The organism is Streptomyces sp. D2-8 (assembly GCF_023184515.1).
Lineage (GTDB): Bacteria > Actinomycetota > Actinomycetes > Streptomycetales > Streptomycetaceae > Streptomyces.
In genome coordinates this window covers 160,218-186,997 of sequence record NZ_JAAHBP010000012.1, presented here as the reverse complement: position 1 = coordinate 186,997, position 26,780 = coordinate 160,218, and the positions used below count along the sequence as shown (strand labels likewise).

General features: G+C 71.6%; 23 protein-coding genes and 1 riboswitch. Of the genes, 15 read left to right on the top strand and 8 right to left on the bottom strand.

Annotation, left to right across the window (positions count from 1 at the left end):
• The first annotated feature begins 4 nt into the window (after positions 1-4).
• From G3I77_RS22140 to G3I77_RS22120, 5 genes are all read left to right on the top strand, one after another.
• On the top strand, positions 5-529 hold the full coding sequence (locus tag G3I77_RS22140; protein WP_248506387.1) for a DUF1453 domain-containing protein: 525 nt from the start codon (positions 5-7) through the stop codon (positions 527-529).
• Positions 526-1,677: a histidine kinase gene (locus tag G3I77_RS22135; protein ID WP_248506385.1), complete on the top strand. Its 1,152-nt coding sequence runs from the start codon at positions 526-528 to the stop codon at positions 1,675-1,677. The genes G3I77_RS22140 and G3I77_RS22135 overlap by 4 nt, the downstream gene beginning before the upstream one ends.
• Positions 1,674-2,357: a response regulator transcription factor gene (locus G3I77_RS22130; protein ID WP_248506383.1), complete on the top strand. Its 684-nt coding sequence runs from the start codon at positions 1,674-1,676 to the stop codon at positions 2,355-2,357. Before G3I77_RS22135 ends, G3I77_RS22130 begins: the two co-directional genes overlap by 4 nt.
• Before the next feature lie 68 nt (positions 2,358-2,425).
• Positions 2,426-2,986 (top strand): DUF485 domain-containing protein, encoded by a 561-nt coding sequence (locus G3I77_RS22125; RefSeq protein WP_248506382.1) that lies wholly within the window; start codon positions 2,426-2,428, stop codon positions 2,984-2,986.
• Entirely contained in the window at positions 2,983-4,575 is a 1,593-nt protein-coding gene (locus G3I77_RS22120; RefSeq protein ID WP_248506381.1) for a cation acetate symporter, read from the top strand. The genes G3I77_RS22125 and G3I77_RS22120 overlap by 4 nt, the downstream gene beginning before the upstream one ends.
• A 70-nt stretch (positions 4,576-4,645) precedes the next feature.
• On the opposite strand, the gene G3I77_RS22115 is transcribed toward G3I77_RS22120, so the two are convergent.
• The 4 genes from G3I77_RS22115 to G3I77_RS22100 all read right to left on the bottom strand — a co-directional run bounded on the left by G3I77_RS22115 (position 4,646) and on the right by G3I77_RS22100 (position 9,369).
• Complete coding sequence (locus G3I77_RS22115; RefSeq protein WP_248506380.1) at positions 4,646-5,326, bottom strand: response regulator; 681 nt, start codon at positions 5,324-5,326, stop codon at positions 4,646-4,648.
• On the bottom strand, positions 5,326-6,999 hold the full coding sequence (locus tag G3I77_RS22110; protein WP_248506379.1) for a sensor histidine kinase: 1,674 nt from the start codon (positions 6,997-6,999) through the stop codon (positions 5,326-5,328). Before G3I77_RS22110 ends, G3I77_RS22115 begins: the two co-directional genes overlap by 1 nt.
• 112 nt (positions 7,000-7,111) lie before the next feature.
• Positions 7,112-8,056: a sucrase ferredoxin gene (locus G3I77_RS22105; RefSeq protein WP_248506378.1), complete on the bottom strand. Its 945-nt coding sequence runs from the start codon at positions 8,054-8,056 to the stop codon at positions 7,112-7,114.
• Positions 8,057-8,109: 53 nt separating this feature from the next.
• A complete protein-coding gene (locus G3I77_RS22100; protein ID WP_248506377.1) occupies positions 8,110-9,369 on the bottom strand; it encodes a citrate synthase in 1,260 nt (419 codons plus the stop codon).
• A 109-nt stretch (positions 9,370-9,478) separates the two neighbouring features.
• On the opposite strand from G3I77_RS22100, the gene G3I77_RS22095 reads away from it, so the two are divergent.
• Positions 9,479-10,639 carry a citrate synthase gene (locus G3I77_RS22095; protein ID WP_248506376.1) on the top strand — a complete coding sequence of 387 codons (1,161 nt, stop codon included), beginning with the start codon at positions 9,479-9,481 and terminating at the stop codon, positions 10,637-10,639.
• Positions 10,640-10,723: 84 nt separating this feature from the next.
• Here the strand turns inward: G3I77_RS22095 and G3I77_RS22090 are convergent, their stop codons facing one another.
• Both G3I77_RS22090 and G3I77_RS22085 read right to left on the bottom strand, forming a co-directional pair.
• Complete coding sequence (locus G3I77_RS22090) at positions 10,724-10,963, bottom strand: hypothetical protein (RefSeq protein ID WP_248506375.1); 240 nt, start codon at positions 10,961-10,963, stop codon at positions 10,724-10,726.
• Between the two features lie 261 nt (positions 10,964-11,224).
• Entirely contained in the window at positions 11,225-11,782 is a 558-nt protein-coding gene (locus G3I77_RS22085) for a DUF6082 family protein (RefSeq protein WP_248506373.1), read from the bottom strand.
• Positions 11,783-12,103: 321 nt separating this feature from the next.
• On the opposite strand from G3I77_RS22085, the gene G3I77_RS22080 reads away from it, so the two are divergent.
• Complete coding sequence (locus G3I77_RS22080; RefSeq protein WP_248506371.1) at positions 12,104-13,207, top strand: GTP-binding protein; 1,104 nt, start codon at positions 12,104-12,106, stop codon at positions 13,205-13,207.
• On the opposite strand, the gene G3I77_RS22075 is transcribed toward G3I77_RS22080, so the two are convergent.
• Positions 13,204-15,660, bottom strand: a complete 2,457-nt coding sequence (locus tag G3I77_RS22075) for a DNA topoisomerase (ATP-hydrolyzing) subunit A (protein ID WP_248506369.1) — start codon at positions 15,658-15,660, stop codon at positions 13,204-13,206. The genes G3I77_RS22080 and G3I77_RS22075 overlap by 4 nt on opposite strands.
• A gap of 347 nt (positions 15,661-16,007) precedes the next feature.
• Between G3I77_RS22075 and G3I77_RS22070 the strand changes: the two genes are divergently transcribed.
• The 4 genes from G3I77_RS22070 (at position 16,008) to G3I77_RS22055 (ending at position 20,791) form a co-directional block, all read left to right on the top strand.
• Complete coding sequence (locus G3I77_RS22070; protein WP_248506540.1) at positions 16,008-17,366, top strand: pitrilysin family protein; 1,359 nt, start codon at positions 16,008-16,010, stop codon at positions 17,364-17,366.
• Positions 17,363-18,751: a pitrilysin family protein gene (locus G3I77_RS22065; protein ID WP_248506367.1), complete on the top strand. Its 1,389-nt coding sequence runs from the start codon at positions 17,363-17,365 to the stop codon at positions 18,749-18,751. The genes G3I77_RS22070 and G3I77_RS22065 overlap by 4 nt, the downstream gene beginning before the upstream one ends.
• 190 nt (positions 18,752-18,941) lie before the next feature.
• Positions 18,942-19,105: riboswitch (cyclic di-AMP (ydaO/yuaA leader) on the top strand.
• A gap of 13 nt (positions 19,106-19,118) precedes the next feature.
• Entirely contained in the window at positions 19,119-19,907 is a 789-nt protein-coding gene (locus G3I77_RS22060; protein ID WP_248506365.1) for a M23 family metallopeptidase, read from the top strand.
• A gap of 188 nt (positions 19,908-20,095) precedes the next feature.
• Positions 20,096-20,791, top strand: a complete 696-nt coding sequence (locus G3I77_RS22055; protein WP_248506363.1) for a GntR family transcriptional regulator — start codon at positions 20,096-20,098, stop codon at positions 20,789-20,791.
• A gap of 168 nt (positions 20,792-20,959) precedes the next feature.
• On the opposite strand, the gene G3I77_RS22050 is transcribed toward G3I77_RS22055, so the two are convergent.
• Positions 20,960-21,241 carry an HPr family phosphocarrier protein gene (locus G3I77_RS22050; protein WP_003993478.1) on the bottom strand — a complete coding sequence of 94 codons (282 nt, stop codon included), beginning with the start codon at positions 21,239-21,241 and terminating at the stop codon, positions 20,960-20,962.
• A 179-nt stretch (positions 21,242-21,420) separates the two neighbouring features.
• On the opposite strand from G3I77_RS22050, the gene G3I77_RS22045 reads away from it, so the two are divergent.
• Genes G3I77_RS22045 through G3I77_RS22030 form a run of 4 tightly spaced genes read left to right on the top strand, consistent with a single transcriptional unit; the run spans position 21,421 to position 26,775 of the window.
• Complete coding sequence (locus G3I77_RS22045; protein WP_248506361.1) at positions 21,421-24,243, top strand: bifunctional GNAT family N-acetyltransferase/acetate--CoA ligase family protein; 2,823 nt, start codon at positions 21,421-21,423, stop codon at positions 24,241-24,243.
• 51 nt (positions 24,244-24,294) lie between these two features.
• Positions 24,295-24,882, top strand: coding sequence for a DUF5998 family protein (locus tag G3I77_RS22040; protein ID WP_248506359.1), 588 nt, complete (start codon positions 24,295-24,297; stop codon positions 24,880-24,882).
• On the top strand, positions 24,882-26,078 hold the full coding sequence (locus G3I77_RS22035) for an alkaline phosphatase family protein (protein ID WP_248506357.1): 1,197 nt from the start codon (positions 24,882-24,884) through the stop codon (positions 26,076-26,078). Before G3I77_RS22040 ends, G3I77_RS22035 begins: the two co-directional genes overlap by 1 nt.
• Positions 26,079-26,124: 46 nt before the next feature.
• On the top strand, positions 26,125-26,775 hold the full coding sequence (locus tag G3I77_RS22030) for a thymidine kinase (protein ID WP_248506355.1): 651 nt from the start codon (positions 26,125-26,127) through the stop codon (positions 26,773-26,775).
• Positions 26,776-26,780: the final 5 nt, after the last annotated feature.

Sequence of the window (26,780 nt, the reverse complement as noted above, 5' to 3'; positions counted from 1 at the left end):
TGTGATGTCCGGGCTCGTCGACGCGTTGGTGATCGTGGTCGTTGCCGTCGTGGTGACAGCCCGGCAGTTCCGCGCGCACCGGATCGACGGCGAACGCCGCTGGTGGCCCCTGCCCGTGATCCTGGTCGTCCTCGCGCTGCGCGAGCCGGGCATACTCGACGCCCATCACCACATGGCCTCGGCGCTCCTGCTCGGCGCCGAACTGCTCGTCGGCCTGGCCACCGGAGCCGGCTGGGCCTGGACCACTCGCATGTGGGCGGAACCGGACGGCGTTGTCTGGAGCAGAAGCAGCACGGTGAGCGCCGCCGTCTGGGCCGTGGGCATCGGTCTTCGCGTCGGCCTCTTCGCCCTCGGCTCAGCGGTGGGCGTTCACCAGCACAGCTCCGCCCTGCTGCTGAGCCTCGCCGGCACCCTTCTCGTCCGGGCCGGAATTCTGGTCCGGCGCGGGCAGTCCCTGCGCCCTGACGCGACGTCGAGCGGGGCCTACGGTGACGGCACGACCCGGCCCGTGGGGAGGGAGCGCGTGTGAAGGAGAACGCCTGGGCACGCTGGCCTTCCCGGGAGGCGCTCAGCCGCGAAGGACTCTCGACCTCCCGGTGCGCGCTTGCCTGGTCGGTGCGGGGCCTGGTTTTGGGCATGCTGCTGTGGGGCGCCTTCGTCGACGGTCGTGGGCGCGGTTGGACGACAGCTGCCGGCGTGGCGGGCGTCCTTCTCGCCGCGCTGCTCGCCAGGGAGTTCCTCCGGGCCACGCTCCAACACCGGCTGTGGTCGTCGCTGGCCTCGTTCGCGTTGCTTCAGGGCATGGCCATCGCGGCCCATGTGTCGGGGTTCTCGATGGCCGCCCTCGTCATGTGGTGCGGGTGCGCTGTCGCGGCGCTGGAGCGGCTGCCCCCGACGGCCGCCTTCATCGCAGCGGGTGTGGCCTTCGGTTCGTACGGGTCCGTCATCGACGCCGATCTGCTGACGACGATCGTCAACGGAGTCGGCCTGGGACTGGCCGGATACACCCTGCGCCTCGATGCCGAGGCCCGTGGCAGCGCCCAGCGGCTGCTCGCGCAGGAGCGGGCCGCGCGCGCGGCCGAGGCTCAGACGGCGGCGCTCGCGGAACGGGCCCGCATAGCGCGGGAGATTCACGATGTGGTGGCCCACAGCCTCTCGGCCCAGCTCGTACACCTGGAGGCGGCCAGGCTGCTGATCGAGCGGGGAGGGGAGCGGGAGCAGATCCACGAACGCGTGGTGGCGGCGCGGGAGATGGCCCGGGGCGGCCTCGCCGAGACCCGGCAGGCGCTCTCCGCCCTGCGCGGGGAGCTGACTCCGCTGGAGGACTTCCTGGGCAGTCTGGTGAGTACGGTCGGCGGTGCCGAGATCACCATCACGGGTGAACGGAGGACGCTGCCGGCCGAGGCCTCCCAGACGGTGCGCAGAGCGGCTCAGGAGGCTTTGACGAACGTCCGCAAGCACGCCCCGGGCGGCAAGGTCCGCCTCAGCCTCGACTACCGTCCGCACGAAGTGACCCTGGACGTGCGGGACTCGGGCGGTTCGCCGGGCGAGCTGACCGGGGCGGGCGCCGGGTACGGTCTGCTGGGCATGCGGGAGCGTGCCGAGCTGCTGGGCGGTTCCCTCGAGGCCGGGCCGGGCGAGGAGGGGTTCGTGGTGACGTTGAAGGTGCCGGTATGACGCAGGAGGCCGAGCGGAAGCCCGCTCGGGTGGTGGTCGCGGACGATCAGACAGTGGTGCGGGAGGGCATCGTGATGCTGCTCGGTCTGCTGCCCGGGATCGAGGTCGTCGGCGCCGCGGGGGACGGGGAGGAGGCGGTGGCGCTCGTCGCCGGACTCGCTCCGGACGTGGTGCTGATGGACCTGCGCATGCCCCGTTGCGACGGAGTGGAGGCGACCCGCAGGATCCGGGCGGAGCACCCCGGGACGCAGGTCGTGGTGCTCACGACGTTCGCGGACGACGAGTCGTTGTTCCCGGCGCTGGCTGCGGGGGCGCGCGGCTACCTCACCAAGGACGCGGGAGGGGACGAGATCGTGCGGGCCGTGCACAGCGTGCTGTCGGGCGACGCGGGCCTCTCACCGGGCATCCAGAGGCGCCTGCTGGAGCGCCTGGCGGAGGCCGAGCCCAGACCGGCCGCGCCCCCTGAGCCGCCGGACGGACTCACCGCCCGGGAGACGGAGGTGCTGCTGCTCATCGCCGAGGGGCTCAGCAACCCGGAGATCGCCCGGAGACTGCATGTCTCCACCGCAACCGTGAAGACCCACATCAACAACCTCTTCACCAAGACCGGCCTCAAGGACCGTGCGCAGGCGGTGCGTTACGCCTACGGGAAGGGACTTGTGCGGCCACCAGCGGGTTAGTCACCTGATGGGGTGAAGAGCGAGGGGAAGAAGAGTCGGGGATCTTCCCGTTCTGTCCATCCTTGGGCATGCAGCCAAGCAAGGGCCGTCCCCGCGGTGGCGGGGCCGGCCAGGAGAGTTGGGTCGAGCCTCTCGACGGTCATGACCCGGTCCCGGCCGAGGAGGCCGGACAGCTCAGGTACGACGACCCCTGGTACGACGCCCTCGCCTCCGGCTGGGGCGAGTCGGCCGGCGACGGGGCGCAAGCTCTTGCCGGGGTTCCCTCGGCGCGGACGGAGGGTGACACGGGGGTCGAGGCGGCCGATGTGTACCTGGAAGTGCAGCGCAGTGCGGCCTTTCAAGAGGTGCGGCGGCGGTACCGGAGGTTCGTGGTGCCGGCGTTCGTGACCTTCTTCGCCTGGTACGTGGGCTACGTCGTGGCTGCCACGACCGCGCCGGAGCTGATGGCGCGGCCCGTGGCGGGAGCGGTGAACGTGGCGATGGTGGCGGGGCTCGGACAGTTCCTGTCCACGTTCCTGCTCACCTGGGCCTACGCACGGCACGCGCGGCTGCGCAGGGACAGGGCCGCGCTCGAACTGCGCTGGGACACACAGGAACTGACGCGTGGCGTGGATGGTGGTCTGTCGTGACGGGGGAACACCAGACGCTGGCACTGCTGCTCTTCAGCGCGTTCGTCGGGGTCACGCTGGGGATCACGACATGGGTCAGCCGCAACCGGCGTGGCTCGGCGGAGGAGTTCTACGCGGGCGGGCGGCTCTTCTCACCCATGGAGAATGGTTTTGCCATCGCGGGCGACTACATGTCGGCCGCCTCCTTCCTGGGAGTCACCGGGCTCATCGCGCTGTTCGGCTACGACGGGCTGCTGTATGTCGTCGGTTTCCTCGTGGCGTGGCTGGTGGTGCTGTTCCTGGTAGCCGAACTGGTCCGAAACTGCGGCCGGTTCACGCTCGCCGACGTCGTGGCGGCCCGGATGAGGGAGCGGCCGGTACGGATCGCGGCGGGAACCTCCTCGGTCACGGTGTCCGTTCTGTATCTGGTGGCGCAGATGGTCGGCGCGGGCAGCCTGGTGGCGCTGCTGCTCGGGGGGACGAGCGACGCGGCGCGGGCCTGGACCGTCATCGGTGTGGGAGCGCTCATGGTGATCTATGTGTCGCTGGGAGGGATGCGGGCGACCACATGGATTCAGATCGTCAAGGCCGTTCTGCTGCTCGGCGGCACCATCGCACTGACGGTGCTCGTTCTGCTCCGTTTCCACGGCGACGTGGACCGGCTGCTGCTCACGGCAGCCGAGCGCAGCGGGCACGGCGAGGCGTTTCTGGCGCCGGGGCTGAAGTACGGCGGGGACTGGACGGCCCGCTTCGACTTCATCAGTCTGGGGCTGGCTCTGGTGCTGGGTACGGCGGGGCTGCCGCACATCCTGTCCCGCTTCTACACCGTGCCCACCGCGCGCGCCGCCCGCCGCTCGGTCGTCTGGGCCGTCGGACTCATCGGCGGCTTCTACCTCATGACGATCGTGCTCGGGTTCGGTGCGGCCGCCATCCTGGGGCCGGACGCGGTACGCGGGTCGAACGCGTCCGGGAACACGGCGGTTCCGCTGCTGGCGCTCGATCTGGGCGGTGGTGCGGGATCCACCGGGGGGACGGTTCTCTTCGCGATCGTCGCCGCTGTCGCCTTCGCCACGATCCTCGCCGTGGTCGCCGGCATCACGCTGGCGTCCTCGGCGTCCGTGGCCCACGACCTGTACGCATCCCTGCGGCGCCGGGGCGGGAAGCCGCGCAGCGAGGTGGCCGTGGCCCGTCTCGCGGCCGTCGGCGTCGGCGTGGTGGCGATCGCGCTCGGGCTGCTGGCGCGGGATCTGAATGTGGCGTTCCTAGTGGGCCTGGCCTTCGCCGTCGCCGCGTCGGCGAACCTTCCGGTGCTGCTCTACTCGCTGTTCTGGCGCGGCTTCACCACACGGGGCGCCGTGTGGGCCGTCTACGGCGGTCTGGTTCCGGCCGTGGTGCTCGTGGTGCTGTCCCCGGTGGTCTCGGGCAGCCCCGACTCGTTGTTCCCGGGCATCGACCTCCAGTACTTCCCGTTGCAGAACCCGGGCCTGGTCTCGATCCCCCTCGGCTTCCTCGCGGGCTGGCTGGGCACCGTGACCTCGACGGAGGTCCCGGACGAGGCCAAGCACGCGGAGACCGAGGTGCGGTCGCTGACCGGTGCGGGAGCGGCGTAGGGGGCCTTCGGTGCCACGACCAGGACGGCAGCCATCACCGAGTTCGTGAGGAAGCCGGCAGGCCGTCGCCCTAGCCGCGGGTCGCCCACACGTAACGGTGTTCCGGGCGGCCCGCGTCGCCGTACTTGAGGGTCAGTCTGGCCCGTCCCGTGCGTTCCAGGAGCTTCAGATAGCGCTGGGCGGTCTGGCGGCTCACCCCGGTCCGCTCGGCGATCTCCTGGGCGGACAGAGGCCCGTTCGCGTTCATCAGGGCCTGGCGGACCAGCTCCGCGGTGGTGGGGGAGTGGCCTTTGGGCAGGTCGGGCTCGGAGGCCGCCGACAGGGCCCCGAAGATGCGGTCCACCTCGGCCTGTTCCGCCTCTCCACCGCCGTCGAGGGTGCGGCGCAGCTCCCCGTAGGCCTCCAGCTTGGCGCGCAGGCCGGCGAAGGCGAACGGCTTGACCAGGTACTGCAGTGCGCCGTGCCGCATCGCCGCCTGCACGGTGGAGACGTCCCGGGCCGCCGTCACCATGATCACGTCGGTCTGGTCCCCGCGCCGCCGCATCTCCTGGACGACCGCCAGCCCGGTCGCGTCCGGCAGGTAGTGGTCCAGGAGCACCAGGTCCAGCAGGGGCAGCGTCTCCAGTTGATGCAGCGCTTCCGCGGCGCTGTGGGCCACCCCCGCGACATGGAAGCCCGGCACCTTCTCGACGTAGGCGGCGTTGACCCGCGCGACCCTCATGTCGTCGTCCACGACCAGGACCTCGATCATCACGACTCCTCCTCGGCGGTCTGCGGAGCTGACGGCACGGTCACCACGGCCGGCTCCGGGCCCGGCTCCGCCAGCGCTTCGGGCAGGACGACGGTGAACTCCGCGCCCCCGCCGTGCGCCTCGCCGACGGTCGCGCTGCCACCCTGTCGCTCCGCCAGCCTGCGCACCAGGGAGAGTCCGATACCCCGCTCACGGTGAGCCGGCGGCTTCTTCGTAGACCATCCCGTGGTGAAGATCAACTCCCGTTGCTCCGGCGGGATCCCCGGCCCCGTGTCGCGCACCGTGAGGATCGCCGTACGCCCCTCGGCGCGCAGTTCGACCTCCACGCGCGCGTGCGGCTCGCCGGCGACGGCGTCGAGGGCGTTGTCCACCAGGTTCCCCACGACGGTGACGAGCCCCTGCGGGTCGACCAGCCGGTCGGGCACCCGGGTCCGGTCCGACACCCACAGGGCGACACCCCGCTCGGCCGCGACGGTCGCCTTGCCGACCAGCAGGGCGGCGAGCAGCGGGTCCTCGATCCGCTCGGTGACCTGTTCCGCTGTGGCCCGGTGGTCACCGACCACTTCGCCGACGAACTCGACGGCGTCGTCGTACATCTCCAGTTCGAGCAGCCCCAGAAGCGTGTGCATACGGTTGGCGTGCTCGTGGTCCTGGGCGCGCAGGGCGTCGATCAAACCGCGGGTGGAATCCAGTTCGCGGCCCAACTGCTCCAGCTCGGTGCGGTCGCGCAGGGTGGCCACGGCGCCACCGTCGTCGGTGGGCATCCGGTTGGCGACCAGCACACGCTGGCCGCGCACGGTGAGCAGATCCGTGCCGGTGACCCGTCCGGCCAGCACATCGGCCGTGCGGCCCACGCCGAGCGCCTCGTCGGGGGAACGGCCCACCACCGTCTCCCCGATGCCCAGCAGACGCTGTGCCTCGTCGTTCACGAGGCGGATGCGGCCGGTGCGGTCCAGGGCGACGACGCCCTCCCGGATGCCGTGCAGCATCGCCTCACGCTCGGACAGGAGCGCCGCGATGTCCGAGAAGGCCAGGTCCCTGGTCTGCCGGTGGACCCGCCGGGAGATGAGCCACGCGGCCAGCGCGCCCACGGCCAGGGCGCCGCCGGCGTACGCGAACAGCCCTGGGATCGCGTGGATGAGGCGGGCCCGGACGCTGTCGTAGGCGATGCCGACCGAGACCGCGCCGACGACGCTGCCGTCGCTGTCGCGCAGCGGCACCTTGCCCCGGGCGGAGCGGCCCAGAGTGCCGCTGTCGATCTCCATGACCTCCTTGCCGGCCAGGGCCTGGCCGGGGTCGGTGGAGACGATGCCGCCGATCTGCTTCGGGTCCGTGTGCGACCAGCGAACGCCCCGCCAGTCCATCACCACGATGTACTCGGCCTTGGTGGCCTTCCGGATCCGCTCCGCCTCCCGCTGCACCGGACCATGGGGCGAGGGCGGCGTGTCCCGCAGGTCCCGCGCGAGTTCAGGCTGCTGCGCGGTCGTCTGCGCGATCGCGAGCGCGCGGCGCATCGCCTGGTCGTCCAGCTGGTTGCTCAGGGGCGCGAGGAACAGCCCGGTCGCGAGCACCGCGACTCCCGCCGCGATCGCCACCTGCATCAGCAGCACCTGCGAGAACACCCGCCGGGGCAGGCCGAGGCGCAGGCGACGGGCGGGGGGAGTGGGGCTCATACCCAAGACGGTACGTGCGGCCGGCTACCTGCCCTAGACGGGTGTGGCGTGGATCTCCCAATCAATGTGTGCAGAGGCAGCATCAATGAATGAAGCGTCCAGAGCCGGACGGTCAGCCGGCCAGCGCCGTCGCCATCCTCACCTCACGTACCGCCACCACGTCCATCCGCGCGGGTGAACCGAGAACGGACGCCCCGCAGCTCTCCGGGCGGGGCGGCAGGGCCGCGCCCTGGGCCACGTCGACCTGCCAGCGGCGCCCGTCGGTGTGGGCGACGGTCACCTCCCAGCGCGGGGCCGTGCCGGCCGTCCCGACGACGCTCAGCGCCTGAGCGGCGTATTCGCCGGTCCTGGTGCGCACGGCGAGCTCGGCGGCCTGACCGGGCCGATCCCAGGCGGAGCTGCCCCGGCACCCCTCCACGACGATCCGCCCCTCCCGGGCGCTGTGCAGGACCTCCTTGAGGGAATGAGCCTCGGCCCTGCCGTACGCGTATCCGTACGGCAGCACGAGCACCGTGGGGGAGAAGCGGTGACCACCCAGATGGGTGACCTCCCAGACGCCCTCGACCCCGGACGTCGCCAGCTCGGCCGCGAGGGGCCGGCCCAGGAGGGCGCAGCAGCGGTCGCGCTTGCCGTTGGTGCAGACGAGGGCGAGCGGGTCACCGTCATGGGGCCGGCCGCCGAGCAGCGCGTCGAACATGCGGTGGTCGCCCCGGCCGAGTGCCGCGAAGTCGAGATCGAGCAACCGCTCGGGGTCCGAGGTCGAGGCGCTGTGCAGCCACACGCTTCCCGGGACGACGTGCGCCGCGTACACCCGGCGCGAGGCGGGCATGCGGCGGTCCGCGTGGCGCCCGGGGCGGCGGATGAGCGCGATCCGTACACCCGTGTCCTTCGCGGCCGCCTCCAGGGCACGCCCCAGGACGGGGTCCAGGTGGCTCGAAGTGAGCGCCTTGGCACCCCACGGACCGGGCTGTTCCAGCAACAGCCAGGTCCTCGCAGTGGCCGCGGTTCCCGAAACGGGCTCGTCGAAGTCCCGGGAGACGCTTGAGCACGTACTCACAGAGGTGAGCCTAACCTGACTTCGTCCGCAGCGACTTTCGGCCCCGCCCCGCTCTACTCCGGCAGTGGCTGCGGAGGCCTCGGACCTGCGTAGAGACCGCTCGGACGCATCCGCAGCGGGCGTTCGCCGTACTCCTCCAGGGCGTGGGCGATCCAGCCCGCCGTCCGGGCCACTGCGAAGATCGTCTCGCCCGCCGTCGGGGCCATGCCGCAGGACGCGGTGAGCACGGCGAGCGCCAAGTCCACGTTGGCGTGCAGCGGGGCGTGGCGGGCGGTGGTCTCCACGATGTCGCGGGCCGCGAGGAGAGCCGGCTCCGCGCGCGGGATCTGCTCCAGGAGGGCGAACAGAGCACGCGCGCGTGGGTCCTCGCCCGGGTAGAGCCGGTGTCCGAGGCCCGGGACACGGCGGCCGGCGCGCAGTTCGTCCGCGATCACCGGTGCCGCGTCGCCCTGGTCGAGCACGTCCTGCAGCAGCCGGTGGGCGTGCCCGCTGGCCGCACCGTGCAGCGGACCCTCGATCACGCCCAGCCCGGCGGAGACCGCCGCGTAGGGGTGGGCGCGGGCGGACGCGGCGACGCGCACCGCGAGGGTGGAGGCGGCCAGGTCGTGGTCGACGAGGAGGGCGAGGGCAGCGTCCAGGGCGCGCAGGGACGCCTCGTCGGGGTCCTTGCGCACCGACAGCCGGGTCCACAGGCGGTGGGCCATGGGGTCCTCGTCACGGCGGTGGTGCCCCGCCGGAGGCAGCGCGGCGACGAGCGTGGGGATGAGGGTGCGCGCGGTGCCGAGCACGGCCTCCTCGGACAGATCGAACCGCAGGGGGTCGGCGGTCGCGGCGGCGATCGTCGCCACCCGCAACAGGTCGGTGGGAGCGGCGTGTTCGGGCAGCGCCTCGACGGCGCGGCGGGCGACGGCGACGGAGGCGGCGGGCGCGGTGAAGGTGCTGCCCGGGAGCATCCGGCCCGTCCACAGCCACTCGGCGACCTCCTCGTAGGTGTGCCGTGCGGCAAGGTCGACCGCGTCGACACCGCGGAAGAAGTAGCGGTCGTTCTCGATGAGCGTGATGCGGGTGCGGACGGACAGGTCGCCGCCGGTGCCGGAAGCGCCCGCGCTCTCCCGCCTGTTGCGCCGGGCGAGCGCCTCGACCTCCCGGGCGTCGAAGGTGCTGCCGCGGCCGCCGCTCACCCGTCGGCTGCTGAGCTGGCCGCGGCTCACGTACGCGTACACGGTCTCCGGCTTCACACCGAGCAGCTCGGCGGCCTCCTTGGTGCTCAGCCGCCGTTCCGCGTCCAGGGGGGCGGGTTCTTGATCGCGCATGGGGGTCACCGTATCCGTCAGCGGACCATTGACTGATATATTGATTCAATCAATATTGACACGTCTCAAGTCAATCATGGACAGTCAAATCAAGTTCAGGGAGGAAGTCATGTCCGTCAACAGGTCAGCAGCCACTCTTGTCGAAGCGCCCCGGGGGCTCGCCGGTGTCGTCGTCACCGACACCCGGGTCGGTGACGTCCGCGGTCTGGAGGGCTTCTACCACTACCGGCAGTACTCGGCCGTCGACCTGGCGCGGAACCGCGGCTTCGAGGACGTCTGGCATCTCCTCGTGCACGGCGAACTGCCGGACGCCGGGCGGAGTGCGGCCTTCGCGGCCGAGACCGCCGCGCTGAGGCGGCTGCCGGACGAGGTGCGGGCGGCAATGCCGGCCATCGCGGCGGCCGGCGGGCGCTCCGGTCCGCTCGCCGGGATGCGGACGGCCCTCTCGCTGCTCGGTGCGGCGAAGGCGTTCCACCCCGTGTACGACATCGACGCCGACCGGCGCCGTCAGGACACGATCGAGGCGGCAGCGGCCGTACCCACGTTGCTCACCGCGCTGCACCGGCTGGGCAAGGGGCTCGAACCGGTGGAGCCGCGCGAGGACCTGTCCTACGCGGCGAACTACCTGTACATGTTGACCGGTTCGGTGCCCACCGAGCCGCACGCACGGGCGATCGAGCAGTACCTGATCTCAACGATTGATCACGGATTCAATGCATCAACCTTCACGGCCCGGGTCATCGCGTCCACGGGTGCGGACGTGGCGGCGTGCCTCGCCGGGGCGGTGGCGGCGCTGTCGGGCCCGTTGCACGGGGGTGCGCCCAGCCGTGCACTGGACACCCTGGACGCGATCGGCACCCCGGACCGAATCGACCCGTGGGTGCGCCGGCGGGTGCTCGCCGGTGAGCGCATCATGGGGTTCGGGCACGCGATCTACCGCACGGAGGACCCGCGGTCCCGGATGCTGCGCGAGGTCGCCCAGGGATTCGGCGGGCCGAGGGTGGACTTCGCCGTCGAGGTCGAGCGTCATATCGAGGCGATCCTGGCGGAGCTGAAGCCCGGCAGGGAACTCCACACCAACGTCGAGTACTACGCGGGCGTGGTCATGGAACTCTGCGGCCTGCCCCGCGAGATGTTCACCCCGACCTTCGCCGCCGCGCGGGCGGTGGGGTGGAGCGCCAACATCCTGGAGCAGGCGGAGGACACGAAGATCATCAGGCCGGTGGCGCGCTATGTGGGACCGGAGGCGCCGGCGCCTGTGCCCGCCTGAGCGAAGGCGTCACGGGAGCGTGAAGAGGCCCGGCACGTTCCGGTGCCGGGCCTCTGGTGTCCGGCCTATGAGTGACCGACGGGATCAGGCGTCGGGAATGTCGACCTTGGCGTCGATGAGAGTTCTGCGGGAGACTACGACGATGCGCTCGTAGTCCGCCCGGGAAGCGTCGGCGGGAAGCTTCCCGTCCAGTTCTTCGGTGAGGTCCGTGCCGATCACAGCGAACCTGCCGTCGGACAGCTCGAAGATATCGGGGCAATTGGCACCGGTCGCACTGCCCCGGTCGCTGGGAGGGGTGCCAATCCGACGGATGATGTGGCTCACTGTTCTGGCGTTCCTTGATCTCGAGGCGTGGTGCGCACTCGCCTGCGGTGCGATGCGGCCCTGTGGGGCCGCGGCCTCGACAACCGGGCGGCGTGGAGCGGCGGTTCGGCGGTGGTCGACCCGGTTCGCGGGATGCGCAGTAGTCAACCTTGTTGGCACCTGGGGAAACGCGCCGGTTTATGGGTTCGTTACCGCCCAGCCGTGTGATGCGTTCCGGAGAGTGATCCTCGAGGTGCGGCGCTTACGGCCGGTGCCGTGGGGCTACTCGCCCGGCGGATCCCCGACCACCCACCACTCGTCGATGTCCGCCTCCTCCAGCTGTACGAGAAGTTCGTCGACCATGCGTCCCAGCCCGGCCTCGTCGGAGGTGTCGACGAGGGTCGCCCGGTGTGGGCGGGTGGCGTACCAGTACTCCCGGAAGAGGGGGTTCTGCAGCATGCTCCGGGCGAAGCCGAAGAACTCCTCTCTGGTCATGTTGCCCATGCGGTAGTAGCACAGGGCGTTGGTGTAGAGGGCGTTGGCGAAGAGGAACTGGCGCTGCTTCCTGGGAGAGACGGTCCCGTCGTAGGCGTCGATCACCTCGGCCAGTTCCGGATCGTCCATCGCCTTGCTCAGCAACTCCCAGTGCAGACGCTGCTGGTACGCGAAGTTGGTCCGGTGCTGGGCCTGCGCGGCCTCCTCCAGCTGCTCGATCCGGGCACGCAACGCGTGGAACGCGGGCCACTGCAGGGCCAGGGCGACGGCGGCACCCGCCGCCAGGCCCATCCCTGCCGAGGCGGTGGCCCTCAGCCCTCGAAACCCAAATTTCTGTGTGGCCATGTCAACCCCCGGTTCAGGCGGCCGTCCGCCGGTCGTCGGGGTGCGGGTCGACTGGTGGGGACCGGCGAGCGGTGGGCGGCGCTTGCCGTCTCCCAGAGTGCCGAGCGGCTCTGATCGGCGGGGAGGCGGAGAGGAGGCGCACGGAGGGAAGCGAGGGTCGCACAAACCGGCGCCATGCCCAACGTCTGCCCCGCGAGTGCTGCTAACAATCGTTCACTTCGGCGTGGATCTCATGGCTCGTATCCTGGGGCGGCATCCCCATTTCCCACGTGTGCCGGGAACGCGAGCCGGTGCACGCGTCGGCGCGAGAGAGGTCGCACGGTGAGTCAGCCGAGCCCGAAACCGCAGCAGATCCCGGTCGTCGTCCTGGCCGGATTCCTCGGCTCGGGAAAGACCACCCTGCTCAATCACCTCCTGCACCGCAGCGGTGGCAGCCGTATCGGAGCCCTCGTCAACGACTTCGGGGCGATCGAGATCGACGCGATGGCCGTGGCGGGAGCGCTCGGCGACTCGACGGTCTCACTCGGCAACGGCTGTCTGTGCTGCGCCGTCGACGCGAGCGAACTGGACCAGTACCTGGAGCGGCTCGCGGAGCCCTCCCTCGGCATCGACGTCATCGTCATCGAGGCCAGCGGTCTCGCCGAGCCTCAGGAACTCGTCCGGATGCTGCTGGCCAGTGAGCATCCGGGGGTCGTGTACGGCGGGCTCGTCGAGGTCGTCGACGCCGCCGAGTTCGACGACACCCGGGCCAGGCACCCCGAGATCGACCGGCATCTCGCGCTGGCGGACCTCGTCGTGGTCAACAAGCTCGACCGGGCGGCGGACGGCGAGCGGGTCCTCGGGCTGGTCCGGTCCCTCGTCGACCGCGCCGCGGTCGTTCCGGCCTCCTACGGCCGGATCGACCCCGAGTTCCTCTTCGACTGCCGGCCGAGCGAGGAGCGCATCGGACAGCTCTCCTTCGACGACCTCCACGAAGGCGACCTCCACGGGGACGCCCCCCACGACGACGCCCCGCACCAGCACGGCGTGGACGACCACACCGGCCACCTGCATGCCGCCTACGACAGCCTGTCGTTCGTCTCCCCGGAGCCCCTCGACCCGCGCCGGCTGATGACCTTCCTCGACAGCCGGCCCGAGGGGCTGTACCGGATCAAGGGCTACGTCGGCTTCGGGCCGTACGACCTCCGCAACCGCTACGCCGTCCATGCCGTCGGGCGGTTCCTGCGCTTCTACCCGGAGCCCTGGCCGGCCGGCGATGAACGCCTCACCCAGCTGGTCCTCATCGGCTCGGGGATCGACGCCCCCGCTCTCGGCAAGGAGCTGGAGGCGTGCACGAGCGACGCCCCACACGCCGACGAGCACGGCATGTGGGGCGTCCTGCGGTACGTGCGCGGTCCCGAGGCGGATGCCGCGGACCCGGCCTAGACCGGCCCGGCCACCACCGCCACCGTCTTCGCCAGGGACACCCCCGAGCCGTCACGGCGCGGGTCGATCTCCGGGAGGTCGGCCGGGGTGCCGTTCTTCTGCGCCGCGAGGGCGGGGACGGGGCCCGCCCAGGCCAGCGACAGGCAGTCCTCGCCCTTCAGGAACCGCTGGCAACGGACACCGCCGGTCGCGCGGCCCTTGCGCGGGTACTGGTCGAACGGGGTCAGCTTGGCCGTCGTCTGGACGGAGTCGTCCAGCGTGCCCCGCGAGCCCGCGACGGTGAAGACGATGGCGTCCACGGCCGGGTCCACCGCCGTGAACGAGATGACCTTCGCTCCCTCGGCGAGCTTGATGCCGGCCACACCGCCGGCGGGGCGGCCCTGCGGGCGCACCTGGGACGCCTGGAAGCGCAGCAGCTGCGCGTCGTCGGTGACGAAGACCAGATCCTCGTCGCCGGTGCGCAGCTCGACCGCGCCGACGATCCGGTCGCCCTCCTTGAGGGTGATCACCTCGAGCTCTTCCTTGTGGGCCGGATAGTCCGGGACCACGCGCTTGACGACGCCCTGTGCCGTGCCGATCGCCAGGCCCGGCGACGACTCGTCGAGCGTGGTCAGACAGACCACCGTCTCGTCGTCCTCCAGGGAGACGAACTCCGCCAGCGGGGCGCCTCCCGCGAGGTTCGGCGCCGCCGGCGACTCCGGAAGCTGGGGCAGGTCGACCACGTTCAGCCGCAGCAGCCTGCCCGCCGAGGTGACCGCGCCCACCTCGCCGCGGGCGGTGGCCGGCACCGCCGAGACGATCACGTCGTGCTTCACGCGCTTGGCGCCGGCGTCCTCCGCGAACGGCTCGCCGCTCGCCGTACGGGCCAGCAGACCCGTCGAGGACAGCAGCACCCGGCACGGGTCGTCGGCCACCTGCAGCGGCACGGCCGCGACCGGGGCGCCGCCCGACTCCAGCAGGACGGTACGCCGGTCGGTGCCGAACTTCTTGGCGACGTTGGCCAGTTCGTTGGAGACCAGCTTGCGCAGCTCCGCGTCCGAGTCGAGGATCCGGGTCAGCTCCTCGATCTCCGCGTTGAGGCGGTCCTTCTCCGACTCCAGCTCGATGCGGTCGTACTTGGTCAGCCGGCGCAGCGGCGTGTCCAGGATGTACTGCGTCTGGATCTCGCTCAGCGAGAACTGCTCCATGAGGCGCTGCTTGGCCTGCGCGGAGTTCTCGCTGGAGCGGATCAGCCGGATGACCTCGTCGATGTCCAGCAGGGCCGTCAGCAGGCCCTCGACCAGGTGCAGCCGGTCGCGCTTCTTCGTGCGGCGGAACTCCGAGCGCCGCCGTACGACGTTGAAGCGGTGGTCGAGGTAGACCTCCAGGAGCTCCTTCAGGCCCAGCGTGAGCGGCTGGCCGTCGACCAGGGCCACGTTGTTGATGCCGAAGGACTCCTCCATCGGCGTCAGCTTGTACAACTGCTCCAGGACGGCCTCCGGCACGAAGCCGTTCTTGATCTCGATGACCAGGCGCAGGCCGTGCTCGCGGTCGGTGAGGTCCTTGACGTCGGCGATGCCCTGGAGCTTCTTCGAACCGACCAGGTCCTTGATCTTGGCGATGACCTTCTCGGGGCCGACCGTGAAGGGCAGCTCCGTGACGACGAGACCCTTGCGGCGGGCCGTCACGGGCTCCACCGACACCGTCGCCCGGATCTTGAACGTGCCGCGGCCGGACTCGTACGCGTCCCGGATGCCGGACAGGCCGACGATGCGTCCGCCCGTGGGCAGGTCGGGGCCCGGGACGTGCTTCATCAGGGCGTCGAGATCGGCGTTCGGGTACCTGATCAGGTGGCGGGCGGCCGCGATGACCTCGCGCAGGTTGTGCGGTGCCATGTTCGTGGCCATACCGACCGCGATGCCCGAGGCGCCGTTGACCAGGAGGTTCGGGAAGGCGGCGGGCAGGGCCACCGGTTCCTGCTCCTGGCCGTCGTAGTTGGGGTTGAAATCGACGGTGTCCTCGTCGATCGACTCCGTCATGAGGCTCGTCGCCTCGGCCATCCGGCACTCGGTGTACCGCATGGCGGCCGGCGGGTCGTCGTTGCCCAGCGAGCCGAAGTTGCCGTGGCCGTCGACCAGGGGGACCCGCATCGAGAAGGGCTGGGCCATGCGCACGAGGGCGTCGTAGATCGACGCGTCGCCGTGCGGGTGCAGCTTGCCCATCACCTCGCCGACGACACGGGCGCACTTGACGTACCCGCGCTCGGGGCGCAGGCCCATCTCGCTCATCTGGTAGACGATGCGGCGGTGCACCGGCTTGAGGCCGTCACGTGCGTCCGGCAGGGCGCGGGAGTAGATGACCGAGTACGCGTACTCGAGGAAGGAGCCCTGCATCTCGTCGACGACGTCGATGTCGAGGATCCGCTCCTCGTACGAGTCGTCGGGCGGCGGGGTCTTCGTGCTGCGGCGGGCCATCGCTGCCGGCTCCTCCTGTTGCTGGTCGCTCGCCTACAGGGCATTCATGCCGGTGACGAGCCGTCGACCGTGCTCAGCCCTTCGGGCCTCCGCGCGCTCGCCCTCTCGTCACCGACCGCCCCTGCGGCTTCGCTCATGCTGCTGCGATCCGGATCTGACGCCGACCATTGTGGACCGCCGCACTGACAACCGGGACCAGGACCCTGTCCTGGGCACCTCCCGTGCTGCTGGGACCAGGTCGCCGCCGGGAACTTCACCAGGGCTTCGCACGCTTGCATACAGTGGCAGGACCGGCAGGAATCCGCGGTCTGAACAACCGCTCCGCGATCGAAGGGACGTACATGCCCATGGGTCACACGGCCACAGCCCAGGCAGGCTCCGGGGGCCTGACAGCGACCGAGCACCGCCTGGCCAACGGCCTGCGCGTGGTGCTCTCCGAGGACCATCTGACCCCGGTCGCGGCGGTGTGCCTCTGGTACGACGTCGGCTCACGCCACGAAGTCAAGGGGCGGACCGGCCTGGCTCACCTTTTCGAGCACCTGATGTTCCAGGGTTCCGCGCAGGTCAAGGGCAACGGCCATTTCGAGCTCGTCCAGGGCGCGGGCGGCTCGCTGAACGGCACGACCAGCTTCGAGCGGACCAACTATTTCGAGACCATGCCCGCCCACCAGCTGGAGCTCGCCCTCTGGCTGGAGGCCGACCGTATGGGCTCGCTGCTGGCCGCACTCGACGACGAGTCGATGGAGAACCAGCGGGACGTCGTCAAGAACGAGCGCCGCCAGCGCTACGACAACGTCCCCTACGGCACCGCATTCGAGAAGCTGACCGCCCTCGCCTACCCGGCGGGCCACCCCTACCACCACACCCCGATCGGCTCGATGGCCGACCTGGACGCGGCGACCCTGGAGGACGCGCGCGCGTTCTTCCGGACCTACTACGCGCCGAACAACGCCGTGCTGTCCGTGGTCGGCGACATCGACCCGGAGGAGACCCTCGCCTGGGTCGAGAAGTACTTCGGCTCCATCCCCGGTCACGACGGCAAGCCCGCCCCGCGCGACGGCTCGCTGCCGGAGACCATCGGCGAGCAGCTGCGCGAGATCGTCGAGGAGGAGGTCCCGGCGCGCGCCCTGATGGCCGCCTACCGGCTGCCGCACGACGGCACGCGCGCGTGCGACGCGGCCGACCTGGCCCTCACCGTCCTCGGCGGCGGCGAGTCCTCCCGCCTCTACAACCGGCTCGTGCGGCGCGACCGTACGGCCGTGGCGGCCGGATTCGGCCTGCTGCGGCTGGCCGGGGCGCCCTCCCTGGGGTGGCTGGACGTGAAGACGTCCGGTGACGTGGAGGTTCCGGTCATCGAGACCGCCATCGACGAGGAGCTCGCCCGGTTCGCCGAGGAGGGCCCCACGGCCGAGGAGATGGAGCGCGCCCAGGCCCAGTTGGAGCGCGAGTGGCTGGACCGGCTCGGCACGGTCGCGGGCCGCGCCGACGAACTGTGCCGGTACGCCGTGCTGTTCGGCGACCCGCAGCTCGCCCTGACCGCCGTCCAGCGTGTGCTGGAGATCACGGCGGAGGAGGTCCAGGAGGTCGCCAAGGCCCGCCTGCGGCCCGACAACCGCGCGGTGCTCGTCTACGAGCCCGTCGCCGACGAGGACGCTCCCGAGGACACCGCAGCGGCCACCGACGAGAACGAGGAGGCGGCCAAGTGACCGAGCTCGCCACGATGGACTTCCACCCCCGCCCCGACGCGGGCGAGGCCAAGCCGTGGGCCTTCCCGGCCCCCGAGCGCGGCACGCTCGACAACGGCCTGACGGTGCTGCGCTGCCACCGCCCCGGCCAACAGGTCGTCGCCGTGGAGGTGCTGCTGGACGCCCCCCTGGACGCCGAGCCGGCCGGCCTCGACGGTGTGGCCACGATCATGGCCCGGGCCTTCTCCGAGGGCACCGACAAGCACTCCGCCGAGGACTTCGCCGCCGAGCTGGAGCGCGCCGGCGCCACCCTCGACGCGCACGCCGACCACCCCGGCGTCCGGCTCAGCCTGGAGGTGCCGGCCTCCCGGCTCACCAAGGGGCTGGGCCTGATCGCCGACGCCCTCAGGGCGCCCGCGTTCGCCGACAGCGAGGTCGAGCGGCTGGTCGACAACCGTCTCGACGAGATCCCGCACGAGCTGGCCAACCCCTCCCGCCGTGGCGCCAAGGAGCTCTCCAAGGAGCTGTTCCCGGCGAACTCGCGCATGTCGCGGCCGCGGCAGGGCACCGAGGAGACCGTCGCCGCGATCGACTCCGCGGCCGTACGCGCCTTCTACGAGAAGCACGTCCGCCCCGCCACGGCCACCGCCGTCGTCGTCGGTGACCTCACCGGCATCGACCTCGACGCCCTGCTCGGGGACACGCTGGGCGCCTGGACGGGTTCCTCGGCCGAGCCGCGCCCCGTGCCGCCGGTGACCGCCGACGACACCGGCCGGGTGGTGATCGTGGACCGCCCGGGCGCCGTCCAGACGCAGCTGCTGATCGGCCGGATCGGCCCGGACCGGCACGACCGCGTGTGGCCCGCGCAGGTGCTCGGCACGTACTGCCTCGGCGGCACCCTCACCTCCCGCCTGGACCGCGTGCTGCGCGAGGAGAAGGGCTACACCTACGGCGTACGGGCGTTCGGCCAGGTCCTCAGGTCCGCCCCGGAAGGCACGGGTGCCGCGTTGCTCGCCATCAGCGGTTCCGTCGACACGCCCAACACCGGCCCCGCCCTGGAGGACCTCTGGACGGTGCTGCGCACCCTCGCCGCCGAGGGGCTGACCGATGCCGAGCGGGACGTCGCCGTGCAGAACCTGGTCGGTGTGGCGCCGCTGAAGTACGAGACGGCGGCGGCCGTCGCGAGCACGCTGGCCGACCAGGTCGAGCAGCACCTGCCCGACGACTACCAGGCCACCCTGTACCGGCAGCTCGCCGCGACCGGCACCGTGGAGGCCACCGCGGCGGCCGTGAGCGCCTTCCCGGTGGACCGGTTGGTGACCGTCCTCGTCGGTGACGCGGCGCAGATCAAGGCGCCTGTCGAGGCCCTCGGCATCGGCGAAGTCACCGTCGTCGCCGCCGAGTAACGGCACGAGCGTAGGGGCCCTGGTTGTCTTCCAAGGCACCAGGGCTCCTTTATGCCCGAATTGATACGGAGGTTGCCTGTCTGCCCTGTGGGATGCGCTACAAAAGCCGGGATTCGTTTGGGAATTGAAAGTGGCGCCGCTTAGCGTCATCCGGGCTGTTCGTCAGGCAGTGCGCCGCACCCGCGGCACCGGACAGTCATCGCCGAGTCCCCGTACGGCGCGAGCCAGGGGAGCCGGGGACCCATCGCAGTCCCTGGGGTGAATCGGACGCCCGCGCGAGCCGCGAGGGAGTCCGTAGGAGACCTTCCTGCTCCGAACCCGTCAGCTAACCCGGTAGGCGAGAAGGAAGGAAAGGACCAGCCACCACATGGCGTTCACTCGCGCCACCGGGAAGCACCGTCGTCCCAGCAGGATCCAGCGCGGCACCGCCCGCGCGGCCGGCGTCGCGGCCCTCGCCACCACCGGCGTGATCGGCACCGTGGCGGCCCCCGCGGCCTTCGCCGCCGAACCCAGCGCCGAGCAGACGGGCCTCACTCCCGTCGTCACCATGGGCGACACCGTGGCCCAGCAGATCGACGCCCAGGCCGTCGCGCAGCAGCAGGCCGCCGACGAGGCCGCCGCCAAGCAGAAGGCCGAGGAGGCCGCCCGCAAGCGGGCCGCCGAGGTGGCCGAGAAGGCCAAGGAGGCGGCCGAGAAGGCCCGCGAGGCCAAGGAGCGCGCCGCCCGCGAGGCCGAGCGCAAGCGCCTCAACACCTTCGTGTCCCCGATCTCCGGCTCGTACGTCTCCACCAGCTACAAGGCCAGCAGCGGCCTGTGGTCCTCCGGCAGCCACACCGGGGTCGACTTCCACGCGGCCAGCGGCACCTCCGTCCACGCGGTCGGCGCGGGTACCGTCGTCGAGGCCGGCTGGGGCGGCTCCTACGGCAACCAGATCGTGATCAAGATGAACGACGGGACGTACACCCAGTACGGCCACCTGTCCTCCGCCGGCGTCTCGGTGGGCCAGCAGGTCACCCCCGGCCAGCAGATCGGCCTGTCCGGCGCGACCGGCAACGTCACCGGTCCGCACCTGCACTTCGAGGCCCGTACGAGCCCCGAGTACGGCTCGGACATCGACCCGGTCGCCTACCTCCGCTCGCACGGCGTCAACCTCTGACCGGAACCTCTCCGCTGTTCCAGAAGCCCCGGCTCCCCGAGCCGGGGCTTTCGGCGTTTGTGGCCGCCCGCTGTCCAAAAAATATCCATGGATTCCCGGCTGCCGTCGGAAATTCCGGCTCATTGCAATAGAGTCACGGAACGCGCGCCGTTCGTCGGCGTTTCACGGGGATTAAGCGGAGGTCGGTCATGCGTATTCCCGCGCACTCGGTGTGCACGGCCATCCGGGACGACATCGTCGCGGGTGTCCACGCACGCGGCAGCCGGCTCACCGAGGAACTCCTCGCGCGCCGCTACGGCGTCTCGCGGGTGCCCGTCCGGGAGGCACTTCGCACGCTGGAGGCCGAGGGCTTCGTGGTGACCCGCCGGCACGCGGGCGCGTGCGTGGCCGAACCCACCGAGCAGGAGGCCGGCGACCTGCTGGAGATGCGCATGCTGCTGGAGCCGCTCGGTGCGGCCCGTGCCGCCCAGCGCCGCACCGAGGCGCACCTGAAGGTTCTGCGCGGCCTGGTCCGGCTGGGCCAGGAGCGGGCCCGCCGGGGCAACAGCGAGGACCTGCGCTCCCTGGGCGGCTGGTTCCACGAGACGCTCGCCCAGGCCTCCGGCAGCCCCGCGCTGACGTCGATGCTCACCCAGCTCCGCCACAAGATCGCCTGGATGTACACCGTGGAGGCGTCGGCCAACCCGGTGGAGTCCTGGACGGAGCACGGCGCGATCGTGGACGCGGTGGCGCGCGGGGACGGCGAGCGCGCGCGGGCGGTCACGGCGCGGCACACCGAGCGCGCGATGGGCGCACACCGCCTGCGTCTCGGCTCCGCCGGGGAGCGCACCGACCATGTGAGGAACTCGCAACATCCCGTAAACACGGCGAGCCTGCGGCATTAACACGGCAGCCGTATACAAAGAGCAGCTATTCACGGGGGCTTGTTTTCCCTTGCCCGGAAACGGTGAATTCTCGAATTCCCGCCCGGTGTCGGCCGGGAATGGCGAAGGGCTCGCCCGGTGAATTCGGACGAGCCCTTCGGTGTGCGCCGGGTCGGGCGCGCGGGGAAATCAGACGGTCTCGGGCAGTTCTTCGAGACCCTCGGAGACCAGCTTCGCCAGCCGGTCCAGGGCGGCGTCCGCGCCCTCGGCGTCGGAGGCGAGGACGATCTCCTCGCCACCCTGGGCGCCGAGGCCCAGGACGGCCAGCATGGAGGCCGCGTTGACGGGGTTGCCGTCTGCCTTGGCGATCGTCACCGGGACGCCTGCGGCCGTGGCGGCTCGGACGAAGATGGAGGCGGGGCGGGCGTGGAGGCCCTCGGCCCAGCCGACGTTGACGCGGCGCTCAGCCATGTGTTGCTGCCCTTCGGTGTTCAGGGTTGTCTAGACCAGTTTCCCATATCGTGAAGCTGACCCGGAGCGGTCCTCGCGTTCCACTCCGGGGGTGCCGTCGGATCGCGGCCTCGACCCGACTGACGCCCTCCACAGACTGCCTCGCGCCGCTGTCGGACGCTAGCCGTACTCTGGGGCCCATGCAGACCTCGCCGGACCGGCATGAGTATCCCGCCCACTGGGAAGCCGACGTGGTGCTGCGCGACGGGGGTACCGCGCGCATCCGGCCCATCACCGTTGATGACGCCGATCGCCTGGTCAGCTTCTACGAGCAGGTCTCCGACGAGTCGAAGTACTACCGCTTCTTCGCGCCGTACCCTCGCCTGTCCGCCAAGGACGTCCACCGCTTCACGCACCACGACTTTGTGGACCGGGTGGGACTCGCGGCCACAGTCGGCGGCGAGTTCATCGCCACCGTACGCTACGACCGGATCGGCGCGGACGGAACGCCCGCGTCCGCACCCGCCGACGAGGCCGAGGTCGCCTTCCTCGTGCAGGACGCCCACCAGGGCCGCGGGGTCGCCTCCGCCCTGCTCGAACACATCGGCGCCGTCGCCCGCGAGCGCGGCATCCGCCGCTTCGCCGCCGAGGTGCTGCCCGCCAACACCAAGATGATCAAGGTGTTCACGGACGCCGGCTACACCCAGAAGCGCAGCTTCGAGGACGGCGTCGTCCGTCTGGAGTTCGACCTCGAACCCACCGACCGCTCCCTCGCTGTGCAGTACGCGCGCGAACACCGTGCCGAGGCGCGCTCCGTGCAGCGGCTGCTCGCCCCCGGCTCGGTCGCGGTCATCGGCGCCGGCCGCACCCCCGGCGGCGTGGGCCGCAGCGTTCTCGGCAACATCCGGGACGCCGGGTTCACCGGCCGTCTGTACGCCGTGAACAGGGCCCTCCCGGAGGGGCAGAAGGAGCTCGACGGGGTGCCCGCGCGCCGCTCGGTGCGGGACATCGACGGCCCGGTCGACCTCGCCGTGGTCGCCGTGCCGGCCGAGCATGTCCCCGACGTCGTCACCGAGTGCGGCGAACACGGCGTGCAGGGGCTGGTCGTGGTGTCCGCCGGGTACGCCGAGAGCGGCCCCGAGGGGCGCGAACGCCAGCGCGCACTCGTGCGGCAGGCGCGCACGTACGGCATGCGGATCATCGGCCCGAACGCCTTCGGCATCATCAACACCTCCCCGCGGGTACGGCTCAACGCCTCCCTCGCCCCCGAGGTGCCGCGCCCGGGCCGGATCGGCTTGTTCGCCCAGTCCGGCGCCATCGGCATCGCCCTGCTGTCCCGGCTGCACCGGCGCGGTGGCGGCGTCACGGGTGTGACCGGCGTCTCCACCTTCGTCTCCTCCGGCAACCGCGCCGACGTCTCCGGAAACGATGTCCTGCAGTACTGGTACGAGGACCCCGACACCGATGTCGTCCTCATGTACCTGGAGTCCATCGGCAACCCCCGCAAGTTCACCCGCCTCGCCCGCCGGACCGCCGCGGCCAAGCCCCTGGTCGTCGTCCAGGGCGCGCGGCACGGCGCCGCTCCCCAGGGGCACGCCGTACGAGCGACCCGGCTGCCGCACGCCACCGTCTCGGCGCTGCTGCGCCAGGCCGGCGTCATCCGCGTCGACACCATCACCGAGCTGGTGGACGCGGGCCTGCTGCTCGCCCGCCAGCCCCTGCCCGCCGGCCCCAGGGTGGCGATCCTGGGCAACTCCGAGTCGCTCGGCCTGCTCACGTACGACGCGTGCCTCGCCGAGGGCCTGCGGCCGCACCCCCCGCGGGACCTGACCACCGCGGCCTCCGCGGCGGACTTCCACGCCGCCCTGTCCCGTGCCCTGGCCGACGACCGGTGTGACGCGGTCGTCGTCACCGCCATACCGGCGGTGGGGGAGGGCTCGGTCGGCGACGCGGCCCTCGCCGAGGCCCTGCGCTCGGCATCGGCGGCGGCCCCGGCAAAGCCGGTCCTGGTGGTCCACGTGGAGCTCGGCGGCCTGGCGCAGGCCCTGTCGGCGGCGGCGAGCACGGCCCCACAGGCAGGTTCGGACAACCTGCCGCAAAACACCCCCAGCCCGGCATCCGTCGAAGAACGCCTCCCCGCCACCGAGGCCCCCGAAGGTGCCCACCTCATCCCCGCCTACCCCGCCGCCGAGCGCGCCGTCCGCGCCCTCGGCCAGGCTGTCGCCTACGCGCAGTGGCGGCGCGACGCCGCCGACCCCGGCAAGGTGCCCGAGTACGAGGACATCGACGAGAGGGGCGCCGCCGCGCTGATCGACGGCCTCCTCGCGCGCGGGCAGGGACTCACGCTCGGCACGGACGAGACCTGCGACCTCCTCGGCCACTACGGCGTCCAGGTCCACCGCGCCCTGCCCGCCCCGACCCCCGAGGCCGCCGCCGAAGCCGCCCGCACCCTCGGCTACCCCGTGGCGCTCAAGGCCACCGCCCCGCACCTCAGGCACCGCGCCGACCTCGGCGGCGTCCGCCTCGACCTCGCGGACGAGGAACAACTGCGCCGGTCGTACGCCGAGTTGAACGAGCTGTTCGGCGCGCCGGAGGAGCTGCGACCGGTGGTGCAGCGGATGGCGCCGCGCGGCGTGGACGTCGTCGTACGGGCCGTCATCGACCCCGCGGCCGGGGCCGTGCTCTCCTTCGGGCTCGCCGGGGCCGCCTCGCAGCTGCTCGGGGACACCGCGCACCGGCTGATCCCGGTCACCGACCGGGAGGCGACCTCGCTGGTGCGCTCGATCCGCACCGCCCCCCTGCTGTTCGGCTGGCGCGGCTCCGCACCGGCCGACACCCGCGCCCTGGAGGAGCTGCTGCTGCGGGTGTCCCGGCTGGTCGACGACCACCCCGAGGTCGTCGCGGTCACCCTGGAGCCGGTCGTCGTCGCCTCGCACGGCCTGAGCGTCCTCGGCGCCTCCGTCCGCCTCGCGACCCCGCCCGCCCGCGACGACCTCGGCCCGCGGACCCTCCCCGCGTACTGACAGGGGGCGAGCTGTCCCTCGCAGCCAGTGGTCCCCCGTAGGATGGGCGTCATGGCCAAGACCAGTACGACGACCCAGGGGCTGCGGTCGGCGATCGAACGCAGCGGCTACTACCCGGCCCTCGTGGCCGAGGCGGTGGAGGCCGCCGTGGGCGGCGAGCCCATCCGGTCGTACCTGGTCCACCAGGAGACGACGTTCGACCAGAACGAGGTGCGGCGGCACGTGACGGTGCTCGTCCTCACGGACAACCGCTTCATCGTCAGCCACACCGACGAGCAGGCCGCCGACAGCACCTCCCCGACGCCGTACGCCACGACGTCGACGGAGTCCGTGAAGATCGGCCGCATCTCGTCGATCGTGGTCAGCCGCGTGGTCGCCAACCCCGAGTCCTACAAGCCGGGGACCCTGCCCCGCGAGGTCGTCCTCACCATCGGCTGGGGTGCCGTCTCCCGCATCGACCTGGAGCCCGCCGCCTGCGGCGACCCCAATTGCGAGGCGGACCACGGCTACACCGGCAATTCGACGGCGGACGACCTCAGCCTGCGCGTCAGCGAGGCCGGGGACGGACCGGAGACCGTGCGCGAGGCGCTCGCGTTCGCGCAGGCCCTCTCCGAGGCGACCGCGGACACGACCCGCTGATGGCACAGCCCAAGACGGCCTGGGACCACCACCCCGAACCGCTCGCTGTCGCCTCCGCGCCCGTCCCCGAGTACGGCAGCGGATCGCTCGCCGACCTCCTGCCCACCCTGGCCGCCGGCCTGGGCGTACCGGACATGAGCGCCACGATCACCGAGCTGACCCCCGCCGACCGGAACTGCGTGTTCCTGATCGACGGCCTCGGCTGGGAGCAACTGAGGGCGCACCCCGAGGACGCCCCCTTCATGACGTCCCTGCTCGCCACCTCCCGCGGCGGCACCGGGCGTCCGCTCACCGCCGGCTACCCGGCGACCACGGCGACCTCCCTCGCCTCCGTCGGCACCGGCCTGCCGCCCGGCGCGCACGGCCTGCCCGGCTACACCGTCCGCAACCCGGACACCGGCGAGCTGATGAACCAGCTGCGCTGGCAGCCGTGGACCCCGCCCCGCCCCTGGCAGCCGTACCCCACGGTCTTCCAGCTGGCGCACGCTGCCGGGGTGCACGCCGCGCAGGTGTCGTCCCCGACCTTCGAGAACACCCCGCTGACCAAGGTCGCGCTCAGCGGGGGAAAGTTCCTCGGGCGGCTGTCGGGCGAGGACCGCGTCGGCCTGGCGGCCGAGCAACTGGCCGCGGGTGACCGCTCACTGGTGTACACGTACTTCGCCGAGGTCGACGGCGCCGGCCACCGCTTCGGCGTCGACTCCGACGCCTGGCGCGGTCAGCTCATGTACGCCGACCGCCTGGTCCAGCGCCTGGCCGAGCAACTGCCCCCGCGCAGCGCGCTCTACGTCACCGCCGACCACGGCATGATCGACGTGGCCTTCGACGAGCAGCACCGCATCGACTTCGACGAGGACTGGGAACTGAGCGCCGGCGTCGCCCTGCTCGGCGGCGAGGGCCGCGCCCGCCATGTCTACGCGGTGCCCGGCGCGGCCAACGACGTCCTGACCTGCTGGCGCGAGGTGCTCGGCGAGCAGTTCTGGGTGGCCTCACGCGACGAGGCCATCGCGGCGGGCTGGTTCGGCCCGCAGATCGACGAACGGGTGTACGGCAGGATCGGTGACGTGGTCGCGGCCGCGCGGGACGACGTCCTGCTCATCGCCTCCGAGCGGGAGCCGAAGGAGTCGGCGATGGTCGGCAACCACGGCTCGATGACCCCCGCCGAGCAGCTGGTCCCCCTGCTCGAAGTACGCTCCTGACACAGCCCCACCCCGACCTCTCACGCCGAAAGGTGCTCAACTCCACATGCCCGAGCTGGTGTTCTTCTGCGGAACGATGGACTGCGGGAAGTCGACGCTGGCTCTCCAGATCGAGCACAACCGCTCGGCGCGCGGTCTGCAGGGCATGATCTTCTCGCGCGACGACCGCGCCGGCGAGGGCAAGCTGTCCTCGCGCCTCGGCCTCGTCACGGACGCGGTGGAGGTCGGCGACGGGCAGGACCTCTACGGCTACCTCGTCGACCACCTCTCGCAGGGCGGCCGCGCGGACTACGTGATCGCCGACGAGGCGCAGTTCCTCGCGCCGGAGCAGATCGACCAACTCGCGCGTGTGGTCGACGACCTGAGCCTGGACGTCTACGCCTTCGGCATCACGACGGACTTCCGCTCCAAACTGTTCCCCGGCTCGCAGCGGCTGGTGGAACTGGCCGACCGGGTCGAGGTGCTCCAGGTCGAGGCCCTGTGCTGGTGCGGAGCCCGCGCCACGCACAACGCCCGCACGGTAGGCGGGGTGATGGTCGTCGAGGGCGCCCAGGTGGTCGTCGGCGACGTCACCCACTCCGCCGACGAGGTCGGGTACGAGGTCCTGTGCCGCCGCCACCACCGCCGCCGGATGACCGCGGCGACGTCCCACGCGGCGGCCCTGTCCCCGGACGTGCTGCCGGTGACGTCCGGCTGACCTGC